Source organism: Sorangium sp. So ce836 (genome assembly GCF_028553905.1).
Lineage (GTDB): Bacteria > Myxococcota_A > Polyangia > Polyangiales > Polyangiaceae > Sorangium > Sorangium cellulosum_D.
Genome location: NZ_CP102233.1, coordinates 2,885,977 through 2,904,847 on the forward strand (window position 1 = coordinate 2,885,977; position 18,871 = coordinate 2,904,847).

Consider the following 18,871-nt stretch of genomic DNA (forward strand, 5'->3'; position numbering starts at 1 on the left):
TAGGGGGTCTAGTTGAACTCCAGCGTGTTTATCGCCATCCCAGGGGCGCCGCTGTGGCTGGCATCGCTGCCCTGGCCGCCGGTGCCGGCTTTGCCGAGCTCGATGGTGGCGCCGTCGGTGGGCGGCGGGGCTCCGCGAAACGCGATGCCGAGGGAGTGGCCGCCCTGCCCGCCGCCGCCTTTGCCGCCGGTGCCGCCAGTGCCGCCAGTGCCGCCGTCGCAGGCTGGGAGTAGCCCCGCGGCCCCGTCCGGAACCCTTCCGCCGGTGCCGCCCTGGCCTCCCGGGCCGCCCGGCTGTCCCGGGCCGCCCTGGCCGCCGTCGCCTCCGTTGCCGGCTTTGAGGGTCACGTCCTCGAAGGAGAGGGCGGCATCCAGGCTGATGAGCGCGATGCTGGAGCCGCCCGGCAGGCCGCCTCGACCGCCGGAGCCGCCGCAGCCGCCGGCCCCGCCGGAGCCGCCGGCTGCACCGGCGCGCCTTTCCCGATCTTCCGAACGATCTCCCGGGCAATAACGGTTTTCTGTTGCCGTAGACACGCCCCGCTCACCGCCACCGCCGCCGCCGCCTTGCCCAGGCGCCCCACGGCCGCCATCATCGCCGGAAAAGCCGGCGTAGCCGTCCAGGGAAATCTCTCCGATTCCCATGGCGTCCGCGCCGGGGCTGCCGGATGCCGCTCTTCCAGGCGTTTTGTCGTCGAGGGCATTCCCCGGTCGGCCAGGCGCGCAGTAGTGTAGGCCGTTGTTGCCTACGCCGCCGTTCTCGGCTCCGTTGATGGATGTGAGAATGGGTCGACCATCGTCTCCGCGGTCTCCGCTATTCACGGATCCATTCCCGCCCTTGCCTCCCCACGAGCCATCGTCCGCATCTCCGGACGTGCTGCATTCATTCGTTACCATGCGGCCGCCACGCACGTCGACCTCGGGAGCGGCGGAGCATGCATTGCCTCCCACCTCGCCCCGCGCACCCTGCGCGGCAAGGCCCGCATGAGCAGCCCCGTCCCCTCCCGCTTCCGCGTGGCCGGCCTCGAGCACGCATCGCACGAGCTCCACGCTCGTGCTGTGCGCGATGGCCGCGATCGACGATAGCCCTGCTCCCTCGGCGTCTTGCTGCTCGGTCGACTGCGCCACGACGTGCAGATCCTCGATGTGCACGGTTCCGGGCAGCCCGCGCATCCTCAGTGGGATCACGCCTTTACCCGCCGTCAGGCTCGTCTTCTTCGCATCGCCGACCCACTTCCAGCCGTCGTTGCAGTCGAGCCCGCCGTAGATCGCCACGCCGCCGGGTACCTCGACCGCTTCGTTGAAATCCTCGCCGTCGCCACGGCCGGCGCACGCGTACACGCGCGCGGTCCCCTTTTCCTTCGCGAGATCGATGGCCTGTTGGAGCGAGCCGAGCGGTTTCTCCTTGGTCCCAGCCCCATCGGATGATCCACCGCGTGCCGATACGAAGACGCCGCAGGCGTCGTCCACGCCATCGGGTTTCTCACGGGGGACGCATGTCTCCTCCTCCGGGTCGGGCGGGTCGGGCGGATCCGGGTCAGGTGGATCCGGGTCAGGCGGATCCGGTGTCTGCCCGCCGGTGCCAGCCGGCAGACAGTTTTCATGCCGGTCCTCGCAGTTGGGGGATGGAGTGTCGTAGACACAGCTCGCCGCGTGCACCGCCGCTACCAGCGATGCCATGACCAGCGCCGAAGCGCTGTGAGCGGTGAGCTGCATCGTCCTCTTGGCGTGTCGGTTCATGCGTTCCTCGCTTCAGAAAACACCGCCAGCGACGATTCTCCCGCCGCCAGGCGCCACGAGCGGAACGACGCGGACGTGCCGCTTCTCCGGGGGGGTCGATGGGCTGGCAAGCCAGTAACCGAGCGTCCCGACGGCGACCGCGCCTCCGCCGACGAAGCTCCACAGCGCCAGGTTGCTGAAGAGATCTCTATCGTCGACCAACGTTCTCAGCCTGTCACACGGCTGCGTCTGCTCGGTGCTGGAGGGGGCCGCGCAGTTCACGCCTCCGTCATTCACATTCATCCCTTTGACCCTCGCGTGCTGCTCTCTCACGCTGCTCGCCTTCGCGTTCGCGACGAGCGTGAACACGACCCCCGCGATCACCCCCGCCGCGGCCACCGAAGCGCCCGCCACGATTGGCGCCGAGCTCCGCTCCGCCACGTCGGGCGGGGGCGGCGCTGGCGCCGGCTCCGGCGGTGCGCGCACCACCAGCTTCTCGAGCTCGAAGGCGCGCTCGATCTGGCTCCCTCTGGCGACGTCCACCTCGCTGCTCTTCGGCGCATGGCCGTCGTGCTGCACGGTGATCGTGTGCGGTCCCGGCTCCACGAACACCGGGTCGACGAGCGGCGTCGTCCCGACGGGGGAGCCGTCCACCAGCACCTTCGAGCCCGGCACGTTGGCGCTCACGACCACCGCGCCCACCTCCGCGCGCGCCTGCGCGTAGGCCGCCGCCGCGGCCTCGCGCTCTTCCGCGGTCGCGGTCGTGTCCTTCGCGAGCTCGCGCACATAGATCGCGAGGTGCTCGGCGGCGTCCCGGTACCGCTGCAGCATCAGCTCGCACGTGCCGATGCCTCCGACGATGGTGTAGTGCTTTTGCAGCGCCCAGGCCGCGACGAACGAGGCGTAGGCGTCGGCCCACCGGTTCTGCTCGGACGCGGCGACGCCCTCGATGTAGAGCTTGCGCGCCTTGTCGCTCATGGCGTCGCTCGGGGCGCGCTGGATCCTGGGGCGGCGGGCCTTCGGCGTGGCGGTGCTCGTCGGCGGAGCGCTGCTCTTCGGCTGCGCGTCGGCCGGCGAGGTGGAGGCGAGCAGGCCTGGCAGGCAGAGCAGCGGGACGACCTGGGAGAAGCGCATGGGCACCATCTTACCTGCGGTCGGAGCGCTCGCAGCGGATTTTGGCGGGCTCGACGAGGGGGCGGGGCGTCGGGATGCTGCCCGGGGGGAGGCGCCGGGGATTCCGCGGGGGATCTTTGGTGTCCTTGCCTGAACGGGCTGTGGCGCGCTGTCGCGGGGCGGGCGCCGTGATGAGGCAGCAGGTGCGTCGTCGGCCGGGGCGCTCGATGTGTTTCGCTGCGGTCCTGCGTGGGCTGGGGGCGAGGTGCGAAGGGGCGGTGATCTGGCGGGCGACTGCCGTTGTGGGACGTCAGGGAGCGTCGAAGGCCATGATGTCGTTGCTGCCCTGGGCGTCGATGGTGACGCCCTCGTCGGGCGGCGCAGTGCCGACGTAGGCGATGCCGAGGGAATGGCCGTCGCTGCCCTTGCCGCCGGTGCCGCCGTTGCCGCCGTTGCCGCCGGTGCCGCCGGTGCAGCCGGTGCTCAGTGTGGTCGGACCGTCGCCACCAGGCCCCGGCTCACCGCCGAGGCCGCCGAGCTGGCCCGCGGTACCCTCGCCACCGGTACCGCCGGCCTTGGCGATGAGCTGAACCTGCTGGAAGCTGAGCTTTGCATGGATGCTGACGAGGGCGATGCTGGAGCCGCCTGGCCCGCCGCCCTTGCCGCCCTTGCCGCCGCAGCCGCCGGCGCCGCCGGAGCCGCCGCTGGCGCCGCCGGTACCCGGTGAGCCGGTGGGGCATGCGCCGCTGCCGCCCCTCGCGCCGGCGCCGCCTCCGCCGCCTTGGCCGGGAGTGCCAGGCTTACCGTCCTCGCCAGGAGAACCGGTGTATCCGTCGCTCGAAAGCTTACCCTTGCCGCTTGCGGCCCCGCCTGGGCCACCTTCTTCGCCGTTCCTGCCCACACGGCCGTCGCCGCAAGCCCCGGTACCGCGCGTGCCACCGTTCAAATTCTCTGTATCGCCGGGAGAACCAGCGCTGCCAGGGGCTGCCGAAGCTGCGGAGCCGCTTCCGCCGATTCCACCGATGGAGTCATCGCCGGGATCGTCCGGCGTTCCGCAGTCGTTCTCGGGAGGCGCATTCGGCGACACGATAGCCGCCGTGCACGCAGCATTGCCTGCGCTGCCGTCCTGCCCGTTCGCGGCGCGGGGCGGGCCGGCTGTGACGTCGTCCCCAGGGAATCCCGGCGCAGCCTCGTCCGCCTCCAGCGTGCACCGCACGAGCTCCACGCTTCCGTTATCTACCTCGCCGCTGCCGCCATCGGCGATGGCGGCGATGGACGACTTTCCGTAATTCTCAGCATGGTTTTGTTCATTGAAGTCAATGTCGATCGGTCGCGCCTTGACATGCAAATCCAGGATCCGCACGCTCCCGTCAGCTGCATTCAATCTGAGTGGAACCTCTCCTTGCGGCGCGGTCAGGATCGTTTTGCTTGCTTTCTCCCACTCCCAGTTCGCCGCGCAGTTGAGCCCGCCGTAAACCGTCAGACCCGCGGGCACCGTGACGGCTTCGTCGAAGGGCTCGCCCTCGTCGTTGGCGCACAAGTAGACGCGCCTCGTGCCGTTGCTTACCGCGAGCTCGACGGCCTCGTTGATCGACTTGAGCGGCTCCGCCTTCGTGCCGTCAGCGCCATCGGCGCCCTGCATCGACACGAACACCCCGCACCCGTCGCCGACCCCGCTCTCGGCGATCTCCGGGTCGCACTCTGGCCGCGGAGGAACGATCCCGCCACCGCCGCCATCCCCGCCCGTGCCGCCGTGCCCGCCAACACCTGATGGCCTGGTACTCGCCCTCTCCTCGGGGCTAGCTTTGCACCCGCTCGCCTGGATCCCTACAGATGTCGCCCCCAGGAGAAGCATCGCCGCGAAGCGACAACCAAGACGATGACCCATCCTGCTGATCCCCCGGTTCACGATCTCTCCGCTTAAAATCGCCCGCTCAACGAAAGACCCGCCACGCCGGACCCCACGAGCGGCGCGACGTGCGCGCGCCGGACCGGTGCGGAGGGCCTGTCCACGAGCGCGTAGATCACGGCTCCCACCCCGGCTGCCCCGAGGATGAAGCTGCCAAGGGCGACATTGGCGAATACGTACTGGGTGTCGACCGTATCGTTCAATTCTGCGCAGATCGACGGCGATCTGGGATCGGGGCAATATCTTTCCGGTGCAGCACCGGAACGAATTCGCTGACGTAGATTCTCCGCATCGACCGCCTTCCCGGAGTAGAGGAGCGTGAACGCGGTGCCCGCGATCACACCCACCCCCGCCGCAACTCCGCCGCCGATGAACAAGGACTTCCGCAAATCGTCCCCTGATGTGGCTGGCGCGCTGCGCTCCGGCCGAGCTTCGGCGGGTGGCGGCGCCAGGTCGAGGACGATGTACGCCTTCGCCCTCTCGTCCAGCCGGATCGTCCTATTCACCGGCGGGCGCCCTGGCACGACGCCGGACAGCGTGTGCTCGCCGGGGTCGACGTCTACCGTCTTCGCCGGGGCGATGCGCTCTCCGTCGAGCGTCAGCTCCACCGCCCCTTGCGGAGTGCGGCCGAGGGCGACCTCCAGGGTCGGGATGCGCGGTGCGAGGGCGGCGAGCTCGGCCTTCGCGTCGGCTTGCGCCTGCTGGAAGGCGCGCGGAGCGGTGGCCGCGAGCGGCTCGTCCAGGACGCGCTGGTAGAGCGATCGCGCCTCGAGCAATCGACCGAGGCGCTCGCAGGAGCGTGCCTCCATGACCAGGAACGGAGGGGCGTGCACCTGGGCCTCGGCGCCGCGAAACGCAGTGAGCGCGTCCTCGTAACGGCCGGCGTTGAAGAGCTCCCAGCCCTTGTCGGCGAGCGCCTTGGCCGCGAGCTTCGCTTCGGCGGTGGGCTGGGATGGCTGGGCGGCAGCGGCAGGCGAGATGGCCAGGAGCGTGAGCCCGAGGAGAAGAGCCGGGCTGAGGTTTCGGCAGGAGCTCACGGCAGGCATCGTAGAACGGAGAGATCAGGGGTCGTCGAACTTTACGGTTTCATCGTTGCCCTGGGCGTCGATGGTGACGCCTTCGCTCGGCGGCGGCGTGCCGACGTAGGCGATGCCGAGGGAATGGCCGTCGCCGCCCTTGCCGCCGGTGCCGCCGTTGCCGCCGTTGCCGCCGATGCCGCCGATGCAGCCGGTGCTCATCGTGGTCGGACCCTCGCCACCAGGCCCCGACTCACCGCCGAGGCCGCCGGCCTGGCCCGCGGCGCCCCCTCCGCCGGTCCCGCCGGCCTTGGCGATGAGCTGAACTTCTTGAAAGCTGAGTTTTGCATGGATGCTGACGAGGGCGATGCTGGCGCCGCCTGGCCCGCCGCCCTTGCCTCCCTTGCCGCCGCAGCCGCCGGCGCCGCCGGAGCCGCCGCTGGCGCCGCCGGTGCCCGGTGAGCCGGCGGGGCATGCGCCGCTGCCGCCCCTCGCGCCGGCGCCACCTCCGCCGCCTTGGCCTGGAGTGCCAGGCTTACCGTCCTCACCAGCAGAACCGGTGTATCCGTCGCTCGAAAGCTTACCCTTGCCGCTCGCGTTCGCGCCTGGGCCACCGTCTTCGCCGTTCCTGCCCAGACGGCCGTCGCCGCAAGTCCCGGTACCGCGCGTGCCACCATTCAAATTCTCCGTCTCGCCGGGAGAACCGGCGCTGCCCGCGCCCGCTTGGGCTGCAGTACCGCTGCCGCCAGTTCCTCCAATCGAGTCATCGCTGGGATCGTCCGGCGTTCCGCAGTCGTTCTGGGGAGGCGCATTCGCAGGCACGAGAGCCGCCGTGCATGCCTTATTGCCGGCGCTGCCGTCCTGCCCCTGTGCGGCGCGTTGCGAACCGGAGGTGAAAGGCACCCCCGGGGCTCCCGGCGCAGCCTCGTCCGCCTCCAGCGTGCACCGCACGAACTCCACGCTGCCGTTCTCTACCTCACCGCTGCCGCCATCGGCGATGGCGGCGATGGACGATTTTCCGTAATTCTCAGCATAGTCCGGGTCATCGAAGTCAATGACGATGGGTTTCGCCTTGACATGCAAATCCAGGATCCGCACGGTCCCGTTAGATGCATTCAATCTGAGTGGAACGTCTCTTTGCGGCGCCGTCAGGTGCGTTTTGCTCGTTCTGTCCAGCTCCCAATTGGCCGAGCAGTTGAGCCCTCCGTAAAGCGTTACACCTGCCGGTACCGTGACGGCCTCGTCGAACGGCTCGTCCTCGTCAGTGGCGCACAGGTACACGCGCTTCGAGCCGCCGCTCACCGCGAGCTCGATGGCCTCGTTGATCGACTTGAGCGGTTCCGTCTTCGTGCCGTCAGCACCGCCCCTGCCGTTGGCAGCCACGAACACCCCACATCCCTCGTCGACGCCGCCCTCGGCGATCTCCGGGTCGCAGCCTGCCGGCGGAGGAACGATCCCGCCACCGCCGCCGTCCCCGCCCGTGCCGCCGTTCCCGCCAACACCCAGGGGGCAGCCGACGAGCTTGGCCGCGCAGGGATCATCATAGGAGCACCCGCTCACCTGGATCCCGATGGCCACCGACCCCAAGAGAAGCGTCGCGGCGAAGCGACAACCAAGGCGATGACGCGTCCTGCTGACTTCCCGATTCACCGTGCCTCCGCTCAGAATCGACCGCTCAAGGAAAGACCCGTCACGCCCGACCCCACGAGCGGCGCGACCTGCACGCGACGATCCGGCGCGGAAGGCCGGTCGGCCAGGGCATAGACCACCGTTCCCACCCCGGCTGCCCCGACGATGAAGCTGCCGATAGCCACGTTGATGAACGCGTACTGGAGGTCGACCGTATCGCTCAGCTTCGCGCAGACCGCCGGCGACTCCGTGCTGGGGCAGCGCCCTTTGAGCATTTTGTCGGCGCGGACCTCGTCGCGCAGCTCCTCCGCGTCGTTCGCCTTTGCGACAGAGAGGATCGTGAACACCGTCCCCGCGATCACCCCCACCCCCGCCACCGCCCCTCCCGCGATGAGCAGCGTCTTGTTCGGCGGGGGATCGCCGCCCTTCCCCAAACCCCCCTGCCACGCCGGCCCCGGCCTCTCCCCCGTCGCCGGCTCGCTCGCCCGCGCGCTCTTCAGCTCGACGCTCCGCTCGATCTCCTCGCCCGCCTTCAGCTCCACCGCGACGCTCGCCGGCTCGTACCCTTGCCGCCGCACCGAGATCGTATGCGTCCCCGGCTCCAGGAACACCGGATCCTGGAGCGGCACGGTCCCGACGACCTCCTGCCCCACGCGCACCTCGGCGTCTTCCACGTCGACGTGCAGCCGGACCGCGCCCACCTTCGCCCGCGCCTGCGCATACGTCTTGAGCGCGGCGGCGCGCTCGTCCGGCGTCGCCGTCGCGTCCTTCTCGATCTCGCGCACGTAGATGGCGAGGTGCTTGGCCGCGTCCGGATAGCGCTGCAGCATCAGCTCGCAGGTGCCTATCCCGCCGGCGATCGTGTAGTGCTTCTGCAGCGCCCACGCCGCCACGAACGACGCATAGGCGTCGGCCCACCGCCCCTTCTCCGAGGCGGTCACGCCCTCCATGTAGAGCTTCCTGGCCTTGTCGCTCATCGCCTCGCTGGGCGCGCGCGGCGCCTGGATCGCCGTCTGGCCCGCCGCGCCCTGCTGCCCCGCGCCCCCCGGCGAGGCGCCTCCCTTCGGCTGCGCCTCGCTCGGCGAGGCGGCCGTCAGCAGGCCGACGAAGCACATCCACGGAACACTCTGCGCGAGACGCATGATCAAAACTTTACCTTCGGTTGAATCGCGCCCACCGGCTTCTGGTCGTCTGGAGCGCGCTCTGTGTCTTTCCCGTCTTTCCCGCGTTGCTGCTGCGCGCCGGACGGCTTCGACCCCGCTCTGCCGCCGCCGGCCTTCCGCTGCTGGCTCGCCGTCGGCGCCGACGCCGGCGGCTTCGCCTGCCCATCCTCCCCGGCGCGCGCCGCCCCCTCCGGCGGCGCCGCGCCCTCCGGCGCCGACGCCGCCCCCGGCGCCTGCGGCCCCGCCGTGGGCTGCGGCGCTGCCGCCTCCGCCCCCTCCTTCACGCTCGTCCCCGGCGCCCCGCCCACCGTCGTCGGGGCCGCCGAGGGCTCCTCCGGCGGCGCCGGCTGCGCTCCCGGGCCCCTCGACACGACCGCCCACGCCACAGCCCCCACCGCGGCGGCGCACCCGAGCCCCGCCACCGCCCAGAGCGCCTTCCGAGATTTCTGAGGCTGCTCGACGACGATCGGAATCTCCCCGACATCGTCCTCCCCCGCGGCGCTGCGCGCCGAGACCGGCGGCATCGCCGGCGCCTGCGGCACGCCCCTGCCGGCGGCCATCGGCAACGGCGGCGCCCCCGCCCCCGGCCGCGTCAGATCCGCCGGACCCCTCGAGATCGGCGGCACGCCGCCCACAGCGGACCCCCCCGCGGCCCCGATCACCGCATTCCCCGGCCCCGCCTCCACGAGCCCCGCCTCGCGCAGCAGCTTCTCCGCGTCGATGACCAGCGTCCCCTTCGGCCCCATCGCCGACGACGCCGCCCCCGCGCTCGCCCCCTCGGCCGCGCGCGCCTCGACCCGCCGCTGCGCCGGCGGCGCCGACGGCATCCGCCCCCGCTCCGACACGGGCCCCGCAGGCGCCGGCCCACCGGCGGTCTGCGAGAGGTGCGCCGCGCCCCCCGCCTGCTGCGCCGCATACCGCTCGCGCCACCCGCCGAACTGCGGCTTCTCCCCCGTCTCGCCCTGCGGCCGCGCCCCGAACAGCTTGCGCGCGATCTCCCCCTCGTCCTCCGCGACGTCCTCGATCCGCAGCAGCGCCCCGTGACGATCCTCCATCGTCACGTCGCGCTCCCGCACGAACCGCACCGACACCCCACCCGGGATGTCCGCCTCACGCCCGCTCGTGATCGACGTCCACTTGATGTTCGACCGGTACAGCACCGTCGCGATCCTCGCCGCGGCGTGCGCGATGGCCCCGAACGGCTCATCGTGCTTGTGCACGATCACGACGCGCTTCGGCAGCGACCCCTCGTCCGCCACCCAGTCCCACGTCGCGCTGCTCCGCCGCAGGTACGGCAGATCCCCGAACTCCTCGACGTACCGCTCCAGCACGTGCGCCACACGCTCCGGCGCGTCGCGCACCGCGCCCACATACTCGCGGTAAAACATGCCCGCCGACGAGTTGACCTCCGTCGCGTTCATCACGTGCCGGTAAAACGTCGCCGACGCCTCCAGGAGCGACGTGTACCCGAGGTCCCGATCCACCGCGACGATCCCGTGCGCGAACGGCGGATTCCCCCGACCGGCGTGATCCATCGCCCCGCCGATCCGGAACCCGAAGATGAGCCCCATCGCCCCGTGCCCAGGCTCGTGCTGCGTGTCGTCGCGCGACAGGTTGCCGATCGCGAACGCATGCGTCGCCCCCGTCGCGGGCTCGATGTACTTCATCAGCCGCGCCAGGTGGCTGAAATGCGTCGTCGTCAGCGCCCCCTGCGGCACCTCCGGGCAGTACATGAAATCGATCTGATGCCCAGGGATGTTCCCGTGCAGCACGTGATACCACGACGCCTCCGCAGGCGCGCGGTACCGCGGGATCACATACCCCGAGGCGCCCTCGCTACCGTACATTGGGCCTGACCTGCTGCGGCATCTGCGGGGCCGGGAGCTGCGCGGTGCGCGACAGCGCCGGATTCGGCCCGATGTCCGCCTTCATCCGCTGGAGCAGCTGCGGATCGTACGCGTTCTTCGGGAGGATCCGCTCCACGAAGTGCGAGAACAGATGGTGCGTGCTGTGCCCGTAGCTCGCCGAACCGACCAGCACCCGAATGTCGATGTGGTTCTTGTACCGCTCGAGGCTGTCGATGAGCGGCTTGTAATACCCGCGCGCCTCCCTCTCCACCTCGGCCGGCGTCCCGGACAGAACATCGGACTTGTTGATGAACAGCACCACCGCCTTGCACGACGCCAGCGTCTTCGGGCTGAAGAAGAACTGCAACGACTGCGGCTGAAACTCCCGGAGCTGCTCCTGGATCCGCGACGGCTCGAGCTTCTGCCCGTCCTTGCCCGCGAGATCCACCACCATCAGGAGCCCGTGGATCTCCTCCATGATGAGCTCCTGCTGCGCGTCCACGATGTGCTCGCCGCCCCAGTCGCCGATCTCGAACACGTGCTCCGTCAAGACCTCTTTCGTGAGCACGTGGCTGACCGTCCGCTCGTAACGCTCGATCTTCGTCCCCTGCAGCGTGCCGAGATCCACGAGCGGATTCGCCCACTTGAGCGTGAGCGACGTCTTGCCGGTCCACTTGATGCCCAGGGTCAGGATCTTGTAGCGCTTCTGCGTGATCTTCGGCCGGCTCTCGAGCTCGCTCTTGTACCAGTCGATCTCCTTCTGCTGGGCGTCGAGCCAGTCGACCTTCTGCCGGTCCTCGCCCCGCGCGATGTCGAGCGCCTGCTGGAGTTGCGCGTACTGCCCCCGCATCTGCTCCAGCTGGTTCTTCGCCTGCCGGAGCGCCTCGATGTGCTGGTTCGCGTCCTTCAGCTGCCGCCTCAGCGGCGCCACCTGCATCAGCAAGAACACGACGCCCGCGCCGCACGCCACCGCCACCAACCCAAGCACAATCGGTAGAACAACCTGCATGGCCCTCAAACCTCGCGCCCCGACGGGCGGCTATCCCAAGCTGTCCTGTCCCGTGCGGCCGGAAAAACGGCCAGCGCGGGCCGGCCTGAGTCCTGAGCTCTCATCAGACCACGGCTCGCCGCAGCGGACAAGTCCGAGGTAATCCTCGGCACGAGCCGTCCCTTCATCGTTCGCCATCGTTCGCCATCGTTCGCCATCGTTCGCCATCGTTCGCCATCGTTCGCCACCATTCGCCACCGCACGCCAGCGTTCGCCATGGCCCCACACACCTCGCGCCCCGCGCCCGTGCCGCTTCCCGCGACGCCCCGCTACCGGCCTGTCCCGCTCACCGCGCGCCGCCGCCCTTCCGGGTGACCCGCGGCAGCGCCGTCCTCGTCTCCGGCGCGAGATCCAGCGCGTCCCGCTCCCCGGCCGCGAGCCGCAGCGCGCCCGCATACGCGATCATCGCCCCGTTGTCCGTGCAGCTCGCGAACGGCGGGACGAACAGCGCGAGCCCCCGCCGCTCGCACGCCGCCGCCATCCTCGCCCGGAGCCCCCGGTTCGCCGCGACGCCCCCCGCGAGCACCACCCGCTCGACCCCCTCGATCCGCGCGGCCCGCACGGTCTTCTGCACGAGCGCGTCGACCACCGCGCCCTGGAACGCCGCGCAGAGGTCGTGGAGCGCCTGCCCCTCCGGCCGCCCCCGCTTCGCCACGTGGCGCGCCACCGCGCTCTTGATGCCCGAGAAGCTGAACTCCAGCGACTCCTTCCGCGCCATCACCGCCGGCACCGCCTCCGACGCGGCCGCCGGATCCCCCGTGGCCGCGAGCCGGTCGACCACCGGGCCGCCCGGATACCCGAGGCCGAGCAGCTTCGCCACCTTGTCGAACGCCTCGCCCGCCGCGTCGTCGCGCGTCGCGCCGAGCTCGCGGATCGCGCCGAGCGAGGGGCCGTCCACCCGGTAGATCGCGGTGTGCCCGCCCGAGGCGAGCAGCGCGACGTACGGGAACGACGGCCGCTCCTCCTGCGGCGGCGCGCCGCCCCGCCGCAGGAACACCGCGAGCAGGTGCCCGACGAGGTGATCGACGCCGACGAGCGGCTTGCCCGCCGCCCACGCGAGCCCCTTCGCGGCCTGCAGGCCGACGAGCAGCGCCCCGGCGAGCCCCGGCCGCGATGTCACCGCGACGCCGTCGAGGTCCGCCGCCGCGACGCCGGCGCGCGAGAGCGCCTCGCGTACCACCGGGACCACCGCGCGCGCATGATCGCGCGCCGCGACCTCGGGCACGACCCCGCCGTATGGCGCGTGCAGCTCCACCTGGCTGCGCACGACGTCGGAGAGGACGTCGCCGCCCTCGGTCACCACCGCCGCCGCCGTCTCGTCGCACGATGTCTCGATCCCTAGAACCCGCATGTCCCCGTCCGCCGCGTCAGCCTGAAATTGCCGAACACCTGCCGCTGTCCCTCCCCCTGCGCCTCGCCCGGCGCAAGCGGCTCCCGGCCCGGCCGGAGCAGGCGGACCTCGACCGACTCGTCGGTGCGCAGCGACAGGATCGCGAGCAGCGGCTCCGCCGCAGGATCCGACGCGCTCACCGCGTAGATCGCGTTGCGCTCGCGGCCCTCGCCGAACTCCAGCCGCGACAGGGGATCGTGGGCGAGCACGGCGATCGGCCGGAGCGGCGCGCCGTCGAGGAGGCGCCGCTCCGGCGCGGCCCCGTCGGGCGCCTCGTAGGTCCACAGCGCGCCCGGCGGCTCCGGCCCGTCGAGCGCGCCCGCGTCGAGCGACAGCCGCATCTGCACCCGCGGGCTCAACCCCGCGCGGAACGCGCCGCCCAGCGTGATCGCGCCGCAGTAGGCCTCGCCGTCGGCCGTCGAGAACCGGCTCACGTCGTCGCAGCCGGCCGCGCCGCCCGCCGCGGCCGCCGCGCCGGCCAGGACGAGCGGCGCGAGCCGCAGCGGGACGCGCCGCGGCCCGGGCGCTGCAGCGGCGCTCACGGCGCGCCGCCCCGCATCAGCTCGGCCGCGGCCTGGCGCACGCGCGGCTCGGGGTCGCGCGCCGCGAGGTGCTGCAGCACCGGCGCCGCCGCCGCGCGGTCCGCCGAGGCGAGCGCGCGCGCCGCCGCCTCGCGCACGAGGGCGTACGCGTCGGAGCGGGCCGCCGCGCCGAGCGTCTCCGCGACCTGGCCCGGCCGCCCGCCGGCCGCGCCGCCGCCGCCCGGCGCGCCCAGCCGGCCGAGGGCCTCCGCCGCGCGGACGCGGAGCGGCCAGCTCGGCGAGGTCCGCAGGAGCTCCGAGACCGCGGCGATGGTCGGCCCGTGCCGGACCGCGCCGAGCGCCGCGAGCGCCGCCCGCCGCACGCTCTCCTCCGGATCGCCGAGCGCGTCGACCACCGCGGCCTGCGCCTCGGGCTCGGGCCGCGTCGCGAGCAGCTCCACCGCGCGCGTGCGCACCTCGATCGCCGGGTGCCGCACGAGCGCCACGAACCCGCTCACGACCGCGGCCGCGACCCCCTCCACGGCCGCCTCGACCTGCCGCCGGAGCTCCGGGGCGAGCTCGGCGCGCCCATCCGTGAACGGCGCGAGCCCGAGCGCCGCCCCGCCGCCGTCGGCGCCGCGATCGCCGGCCGCGCCCGCGCCCGCGCCGCGCGGGCCGGCCGCGCCGCGCGACAGGATCGCGTCCGCGACGACCAGCGCCCGCTCCGGCGACGTCGCGACGGCGGCGACCGCCGCCTTCTGGAGCGCCGGGCCGAGCGCGACGAGCGCGGCGGCGCGGTCCTCCGGGGCGGGCGGATCCGGATCGAGCCCCGCGAGCACGTCCTTCACCGTCAGCGCCCCGTCCGGCACGGGCAGCGGCTCGCGCGCGCGCGGGTAGGCCCGCCGCGTGAGCGCGACCGCCGCCGACACCGCGGCCGCGCGCAGCCCCTCGTCCGAAGAGAACGCGCCGGCCGCGATCGCCTGCGCGGCGCCCCCCGAGGCGGGCGCCTCGGCGTCGCCGGGGCCGCCCTTCGTCGAGGCGCCGTCGCCGAGCCGCGCGAGCGTGAGCAGCGCCGCGCGGCGGAGCTCCGGCTCGCTCGAGTCGGCGAGCGCCATGAACAGCGCGGGCCCCTCGCCGCCGCCGCCGATCTCGCCCAGCGCGCGGACCGCGGCCGCGCGCGGCACCGAGCCGGCCTCGGGCGCCCGCGCGACCGCGGACAGCGCCGCCGCGTGCTTCCGGTCGTGCGTCAGCCCGAGGCCGACCGCCGCGATCGCCCGCACCTCCGGCGCCGGCGAGGACAGGAGCCGCGCGAGCAGCGCCTCGGCCTTCGCCGCGGGCCGGCCGCCGCCCGCGGCGAGCCGCGCCACGCCCCAGGTCGCCGCGACCGCGACCGCGTCGTTCGGCAGCACGGTCGCCGCGGCGTCCCGCGGCGCGAGCATCTGCTCGTAGCGCTCCAGCATCGACGGGTCGCGCAGCGCGCCGCACGCGATCATCGCGCGGGCGCGCAGGCCCTTGTCCGCCTGCCCGATCGCGAAGTTGTAGAGCGCCGGCCCGGCGCTCTTGTTCTCGACGTAGGCCAGCACCTCGATCGCGACCTTCTGCTGCGACTCCTTGTCGTCGGCGAGCGCGTCGAGCAGCGGCTTCACCGCGCGCGCGCCGATCTTCGCGAGCTCCGCGCGCGCGGCCGCGCTCGCCGCGCCGCCCTCGGCGCGGGCCTTCTGCATCAGCGGGAAGGTCATCGCCCCGTACAGCTCGACGAGCAGCCGCCGGTAGAGCGGCTTCTGCGGGTTGCCGACCGCGACCGGCAGGAGCTCGCGCTCGAGCACCTCGAGCGAGCCCCGGCCGAGGTTCACCTGCATCGACATCCGCGCCGCGCGCGCGACGAGCTCCTCGTCGTTCGACGCCCGCACGACGCGCCGGAAGAGCCGGTCGGCCTCGTCGGCCTGCCCCGCGGTGAGCAGGAGCTCGGCGAGGTCGAAGTAGACGGGGAACAGCCGGTCGTTCTTCGCGAGCGCCTGCCGGTACTCGGCGATGGCGCGCGGGAAGTCCTGCCGCCTCCGGTACATGTCGCCGAGCTTCTGGTGGCCGCTCGCGTCCTCGGGCGACAGCTCGACGGCGCGCGCGGCGTACCGGATCGCGTCGTCGTCGCGGTAGAGCTCCGCGGCGTACTGCGCCATGCGCTGGTAGAACTCGCGGGCCCGCTTCGGGTTCACCTCGACGAGCTTGCCGAGCACGTCGATGGCGCCGAGGAGGTTCTGCTGGAGCACGAGCACGCGCTCCAGCGCGAGGAGCGAGTCCTCGTCGCCCGGCGCGGCCTGGACGAGCTTGCGGAGCGTGGCCTCGGCGTCGGGCAGCCGGTGCAGCTTGCGCTGCACCTCGGCGAGCAGCCGCCCCGCCTCGAGGTCGGGCGGGGTCGCGTTGAAGCGCGCGACGAGCGGCCCGACGCGGCCCGGCAGCTCGCGGGTGAGCGACCAGAGGCTGACGATGTGGGTGCGCGCCTCGCGCGCGAGCAGCTTGTCGTTGCCCGCGCCGGCGAGCAGCTGCTCCCACAGCTCGCGCGCCTCGGCGTAGCGCGGCCCGGCGTTGCCGAGCGAGCTCGCGGTGCGCTCCAGCGCGATCGCCAGCGCCTTCTTGTAGCGCGCGTTCGCGGGCTCGAGCTGCGTGGCCTCCCGGAGCGCGGCGAGCGCCTCGGTCACCATGTCGTGGTCGAGGTACACCTCGCCGAGGGTGGCCGCGGCGCGCGCTCGGCTCGGCACGACCTGCTTGATGCGCGCCCAGGTCTCCAGCGCCTTCTTCTTGTCGCCCGCCTGGAAGTACCGGTCGCCGAGGTCGACGAGGTGGCTCGGATCCCCGCCCGCGGCCCCGGCGAGCCGCTGGAGCACCTTGAGGGCCCGGTCCTTCTCCTCGACGCGCTCGTAGAAGTCGGCGACGGCGGCGAGCGTCTCGGGCTCGTCCGCGACGCGCCCCTCGAGCTGGGTGAGCAGCGCGAGCGCCTTCGGCCGGTCGCCCCGCTGGATGAGCGTCTCGCACAGCTCGAACACGAAGTCGGCGTTGTTCGGGGCCGCCTTGATCAGGAGCTCGTACTCGCGGATCGCGGTGTCGAGCTCGCCGGCGGTCTGGAGCAGGTGCACGAGCCGGAGCCGCGTGTCGATGTGCTTGCCGTCGAGCGCGAGCGCCCTCCGGTAGATCGCGATCGCCTTGTCGACGTCGCCGGTCTCCTCGTACAGCGCGCCGAGGGTCGCGAGCCGCTGGAAGTCCTGCCCCCGCTCGGCCTCGAGGATGGCGATGAGCTCGGCGAGCTTGCCCTCGGCGCGGAAGGCGTCGGTCATGATGAGCAGGATCTCTGCCCGCACGCCGGCGGCGTTGCCGGCGATGGAGAGCGCCCGCTTCAGCACGGCGAGCGCCTCGTCCATCTTCTTCTGCCGCGCGAGCGCCTGCCCGAGGTCGCGCAGCGCCGGCGCGAGCGCCCGGTTGTCGCCGGCGGCGGCCTTCACCAGCTCGCGGAACTCGGCCTCGGCGCGCGCGTGGTGCCCGCGCGCGGAGAGCTCGCGCCCGAGCTCGGCCTTCACGAAGAGCGAGCCCTGCGCGTTCTTCACGAGCGCGTCGTGGTGCGCCTTGGCCGCGTCGAAGTCCGAGAGGTCGAGGCAGAGCGCGAGCAGCGTGCGCCGGGTCTGCTCGACGTCAGCGGCGAGCTTGAGCAGCGGCAGCGCCTTCTCGTAGTGCGCCCGCGCGCGGGCCTTGTCGCCGCGGTCCGCTTCGAGCTGGGCGAGGGCCATCATCGCCGCCGGGTCCGACGGCCGATCCGCGATGGCGGCCTCGTACGTCTTGATGGCGTCGTCGTAGCGCCCGTCCTGCTTGTAGATGCCGGCGAGCACGACCTTGGAGGCCCAGGCGTCGGCCCCGGGCTGCGCGGCGCGGCGCTCGAACTCCTCGACGAGCTTCTTCAGGTTCCCGTCGCGCTCGCGGTAGAGCTGGGCGAGGCGCTGGAGCGGGAAGGGCGCGCTCGGCTGGCTCATGACGATGGCCGTGTAGCGAGCGATGAGGGCGTCGTTCGACGGCCCGCTCCGCTTCGCGTCGGCGCCCTCGGCCGGCTCGGGCTTGGCCTGCGGCGCTCGTTCGGGCTGCGGCCGCGGTCCCGGCTGCGGCCGCGCGGCGGGGCCCGGCTTGCCGCCGCCGGGCTTCGGGGCCTTGGGTTTGCGCTTGCCGCGGCCGGAGGGATCGAAATCCGCAGCCTCGGCGTGCGGGATCGCGAGCGTCGCGGCTGCGGGGATCAGGACCGCGAGGCAGCCGGCCAGAACGAGGGATCGCACGGGGGTAGGGTAGATCGGCGGTGCGCGGCCGGCCACGCGGAGCGGCGGCGGCGCCTCCAGGGAGGGGCGCGATCGCGGCGCCGGGCGCGCCGGGCGGGTGAGCTCGGCGGGCACGTCTGCCCTTCCCGGGGGAATGCTTGACGGGCGAGGTGGGGCCGAGGACAGTCCCTCTGCGCGCCGCGAGCCCCCTCTCCGCCGCTGAAAGGCGGCGGACCCATCGAAGGAAGCCATGCCCTTCGTCCCCGCCCTCGGCCAATCCGACTTCCGCGAGCTCCGCCGGGCGGGCGCCGGCTATGTCGACAAGACCTCGTTCATCGGACAGCTCCTCGCCGATCCCGCTCAGGTCGTCCTATTCCCGCGGCCGCGTCGCTTCGGAAAGACACTGAACCTCTCCACCCTCGCGTATTTCCTTGAGAAAAGCGACGAGGACCTCTCCCCGCTGTTCCAGGATCTCTCCGTCTGGAGCGACCCGGCGGCCCGCGCGCATTTTCAGCAGCACCCTATCCTGTTCCTCACGTTCAAGGACATCAAGACCCTTTCCTACGAGATCACGCTGGAAGGGCTTCGCAGAGAGCTCGAGGGGCTCTATGCGAAGCACCGTTATCTTCAACCTCTTCTCGGGCCTCAACAACGTCATCGTCTCCTCGATTCTGAGCGATCGCCGCTACGCAACGTCCTTCGGCTTCACCGATGCGGAGGCGCTCGTCGAGCGGCTGCTCGTCACCGTGATGTCCTATCAGGACCCCGCCGGCCGGGAGCCGGAGATGCTCTATCACGGCTTCATCCTCGGCCTGCTCGTGCAGCTCGAGGGCGATTACGACGTCCGCTCCAACCGCGAGTCCGGCCTCGGCCGCGCCGACGTCCTCGTGCGACCGCGGACGCCGGGGCGTCCAGGGGTCGTGCTGGAGCTCAAGGTGCCGCAGCGCGGCGAGACGCCGGAGCAGGCGCTCCTCGCCGCCGCGCGGCAGGTCCGCGATCGCCGCTACGCGCCGGAGCTCGTCGCCGCCGGCGCCGCGCCCGTGCACGCGCTTGTCGCGGTCTTCGACGGAAAGCGCGCCTGGGTGCGGCCGGTCGACGACGTCCTCATCCAGCGCCGAGGACGGACCCTCGCGGGACTGACCGCTCCGGACACGTGTCGTGGTGCGGAGCACAACGTCCTGCCCGCCTTCGCACCGCACCGCGGCAAACCGTAACCTAGATCTCGTAACGG

12 protein-coding genes and 1 pseudogene are annotated in these 18,871 nt (G+C 72.4%); 2 read left to right on the top strand and 11 right to left on the bottom strand.

Features of this window, described 5'->3' with window-relative positions; all coding sequences use genetic code 11:
• Window positions 1-8: 8 nt before the first annotated feature.
• The 11 genes from NQZ70_RS10405 to NQZ70_RS10455 all read right to left on the bottom strand — a co-directional run bounded on the left by NQZ70_RS10405 (window position 9) and on the right by NQZ70_RS10455 (window position 17,661).
• Window positions 9-1,736 carry a hypothetical protein gene (locus NQZ70_RS10405; protein ID WP_165373898.1) on the bottom strand — a complete coding sequence of 576 codons (1,728 nt, stop codon included), beginning with the start codon at window positions 1,734-1,736 and terminating at the stop codon, window positions 9-11.
• Window positions 1,737-1,748: 12 nt separating this feature from the next.
• Window positions 1,749-2,849 (bottom strand): PEGA domain-containing protein, encoded by a 1,101-nt coding sequence (locus NQZ70_RS10410; RefSeq protein ID WP_165373899.1) that lies wholly within the window; start codon window positions 2,847-2,849, stop codon window positions 1,749-1,751.
• Between the two features lie 289 nt (window positions 2,850-3,138).
• Window positions 3,139-4,482, bottom strand: a complete 1,344-nt coding sequence (locus NQZ70_RS10415; protein ID WP_165373900.1) for a PGRS family protein — start codon at window positions 4,480-4,482, stop codon at window positions 3,139-3,141.
• Window positions 4,483-4,748: 266 nt separating this feature from the next.
• Window positions 4,749-5,546 carry a hypothetical protein gene (locus tag NQZ70_RS10420; protein ID WP_165373901.1) on the bottom strand — a complete coding sequence of 266 codons (798 nt, stop codon included), beginning with the start codon at window positions 5,544-5,546 and terminating at the stop codon, window positions 4,749-4,751.
• Window positions 5,547-5,798: 252 nt separating this feature from the next.
• Complete coding sequence (locus NQZ70_RS10425; RefSeq protein WP_129574082.1) at window positions 5,799-7,403, bottom strand: hypothetical protein; 1,605 nt, start codon at window positions 7,401-7,403, stop codon at window positions 5,799-5,801.
• Window positions 7,404-7,414: 11 nt separating this feature from the next.
• The gene (locus NQZ70_RS10430) at window positions 7,415-8,524 is read right to left on the bottom strand and encodes a PEGA domain-containing protein (RefSeq protein WP_129574083.1); all 1,110 of its coding nucleotides are present in this window, start codon (window positions 8,522-8,524) and stop codon (window positions 7,415-7,417) included.
• Window positions 8,525-8,526: 2 nt separating this feature from the next.
• A complete protein-coding gene (locus NQZ70_RS10435; protein WP_129574084.1) occupies window positions 8,527-10,392 on the bottom strand; it encodes a hypothetical protein in 1,866 nt (621 codons plus the stop codon).
• Entirely contained in the window at window positions 10,382-11,401 is a 1,020-nt protein-coding gene (locus tag NQZ70_RS10440; RefSeq protein WP_129574085.1) for a hypothetical protein, read from the bottom strand. The genes NQZ70_RS10435 and NQZ70_RS10440 overlap by 11 nt, the downstream gene beginning before the upstream one ends.
• A 325-nt stretch (window positions 11,402-11,726) precedes the next feature.
• Window positions 11,727-12,791: a tRNA (adenosine(37)-N6)-threonylcarbamoyltransferase complex transferase subunit TsaD gene (gene tsaD / locus NQZ70_RS10445; protein WP_129574086.1), complete on the bottom strand. Its 1,065-nt coding sequence runs from the start codon at window positions 12,789-12,791 to the stop codon at window positions 11,727-11,729.
• Complete coding sequence (locus tag NQZ70_RS10450) at window positions 12,779-13,372, bottom strand: hypothetical protein (RefSeq protein WP_129574087.1); 594 nt, start codon at window positions 13,370-13,372, stop codon at window positions 12,779-12,781. The genes tsaD and NQZ70_RS10450 overlap by 13 nt, the downstream gene beginning before the upstream one ends.
• Window positions 13,369-17,661, bottom strand: a complete 4,293-nt coding sequence (locus tag NQZ70_RS10455) for a HEAT repeat domain-containing protein (RefSeq protein ID WP_129574088.1) — start codon at window positions 17,659-17,661, stop codon at window positions 13,369-13,371. The genes NQZ70_RS10450 and NQZ70_RS10455 overlap by 4 nt, the downstream gene beginning before the upstream one ends.
• 229 nt (window positions 17,662-17,890) lie before the next feature.
• Between NQZ70_RS10455 and NQZ70_RS10460 the strand changes: the two are divergent.
• Both NQZ70_RS10460 and NQZ70_RS10465 read left to right on the top strand, forming a co-directional pair.
• A pseudogene (locus tag NQZ70_RS10460) lies at window positions 17,891-18,196 on the top strand (AAA family ATPase); the annotation flags it as partial.
• Window positions 18,197-18,248: 52 nt separating this feature from the next.
• Window positions 18,249-18,854: a PD-(D/E)XK nuclease domain-containing protein gene (locus NQZ70_RS10465; RefSeq protein WP_237245207.1), complete on the top strand. Its 606-nt coding sequence runs from the start codon at window positions 18,249-18,251 to the stop codon at window positions 18,852-18,854.
• Window positions 18,855-18,871: the final 17 nt, after the last annotated feature.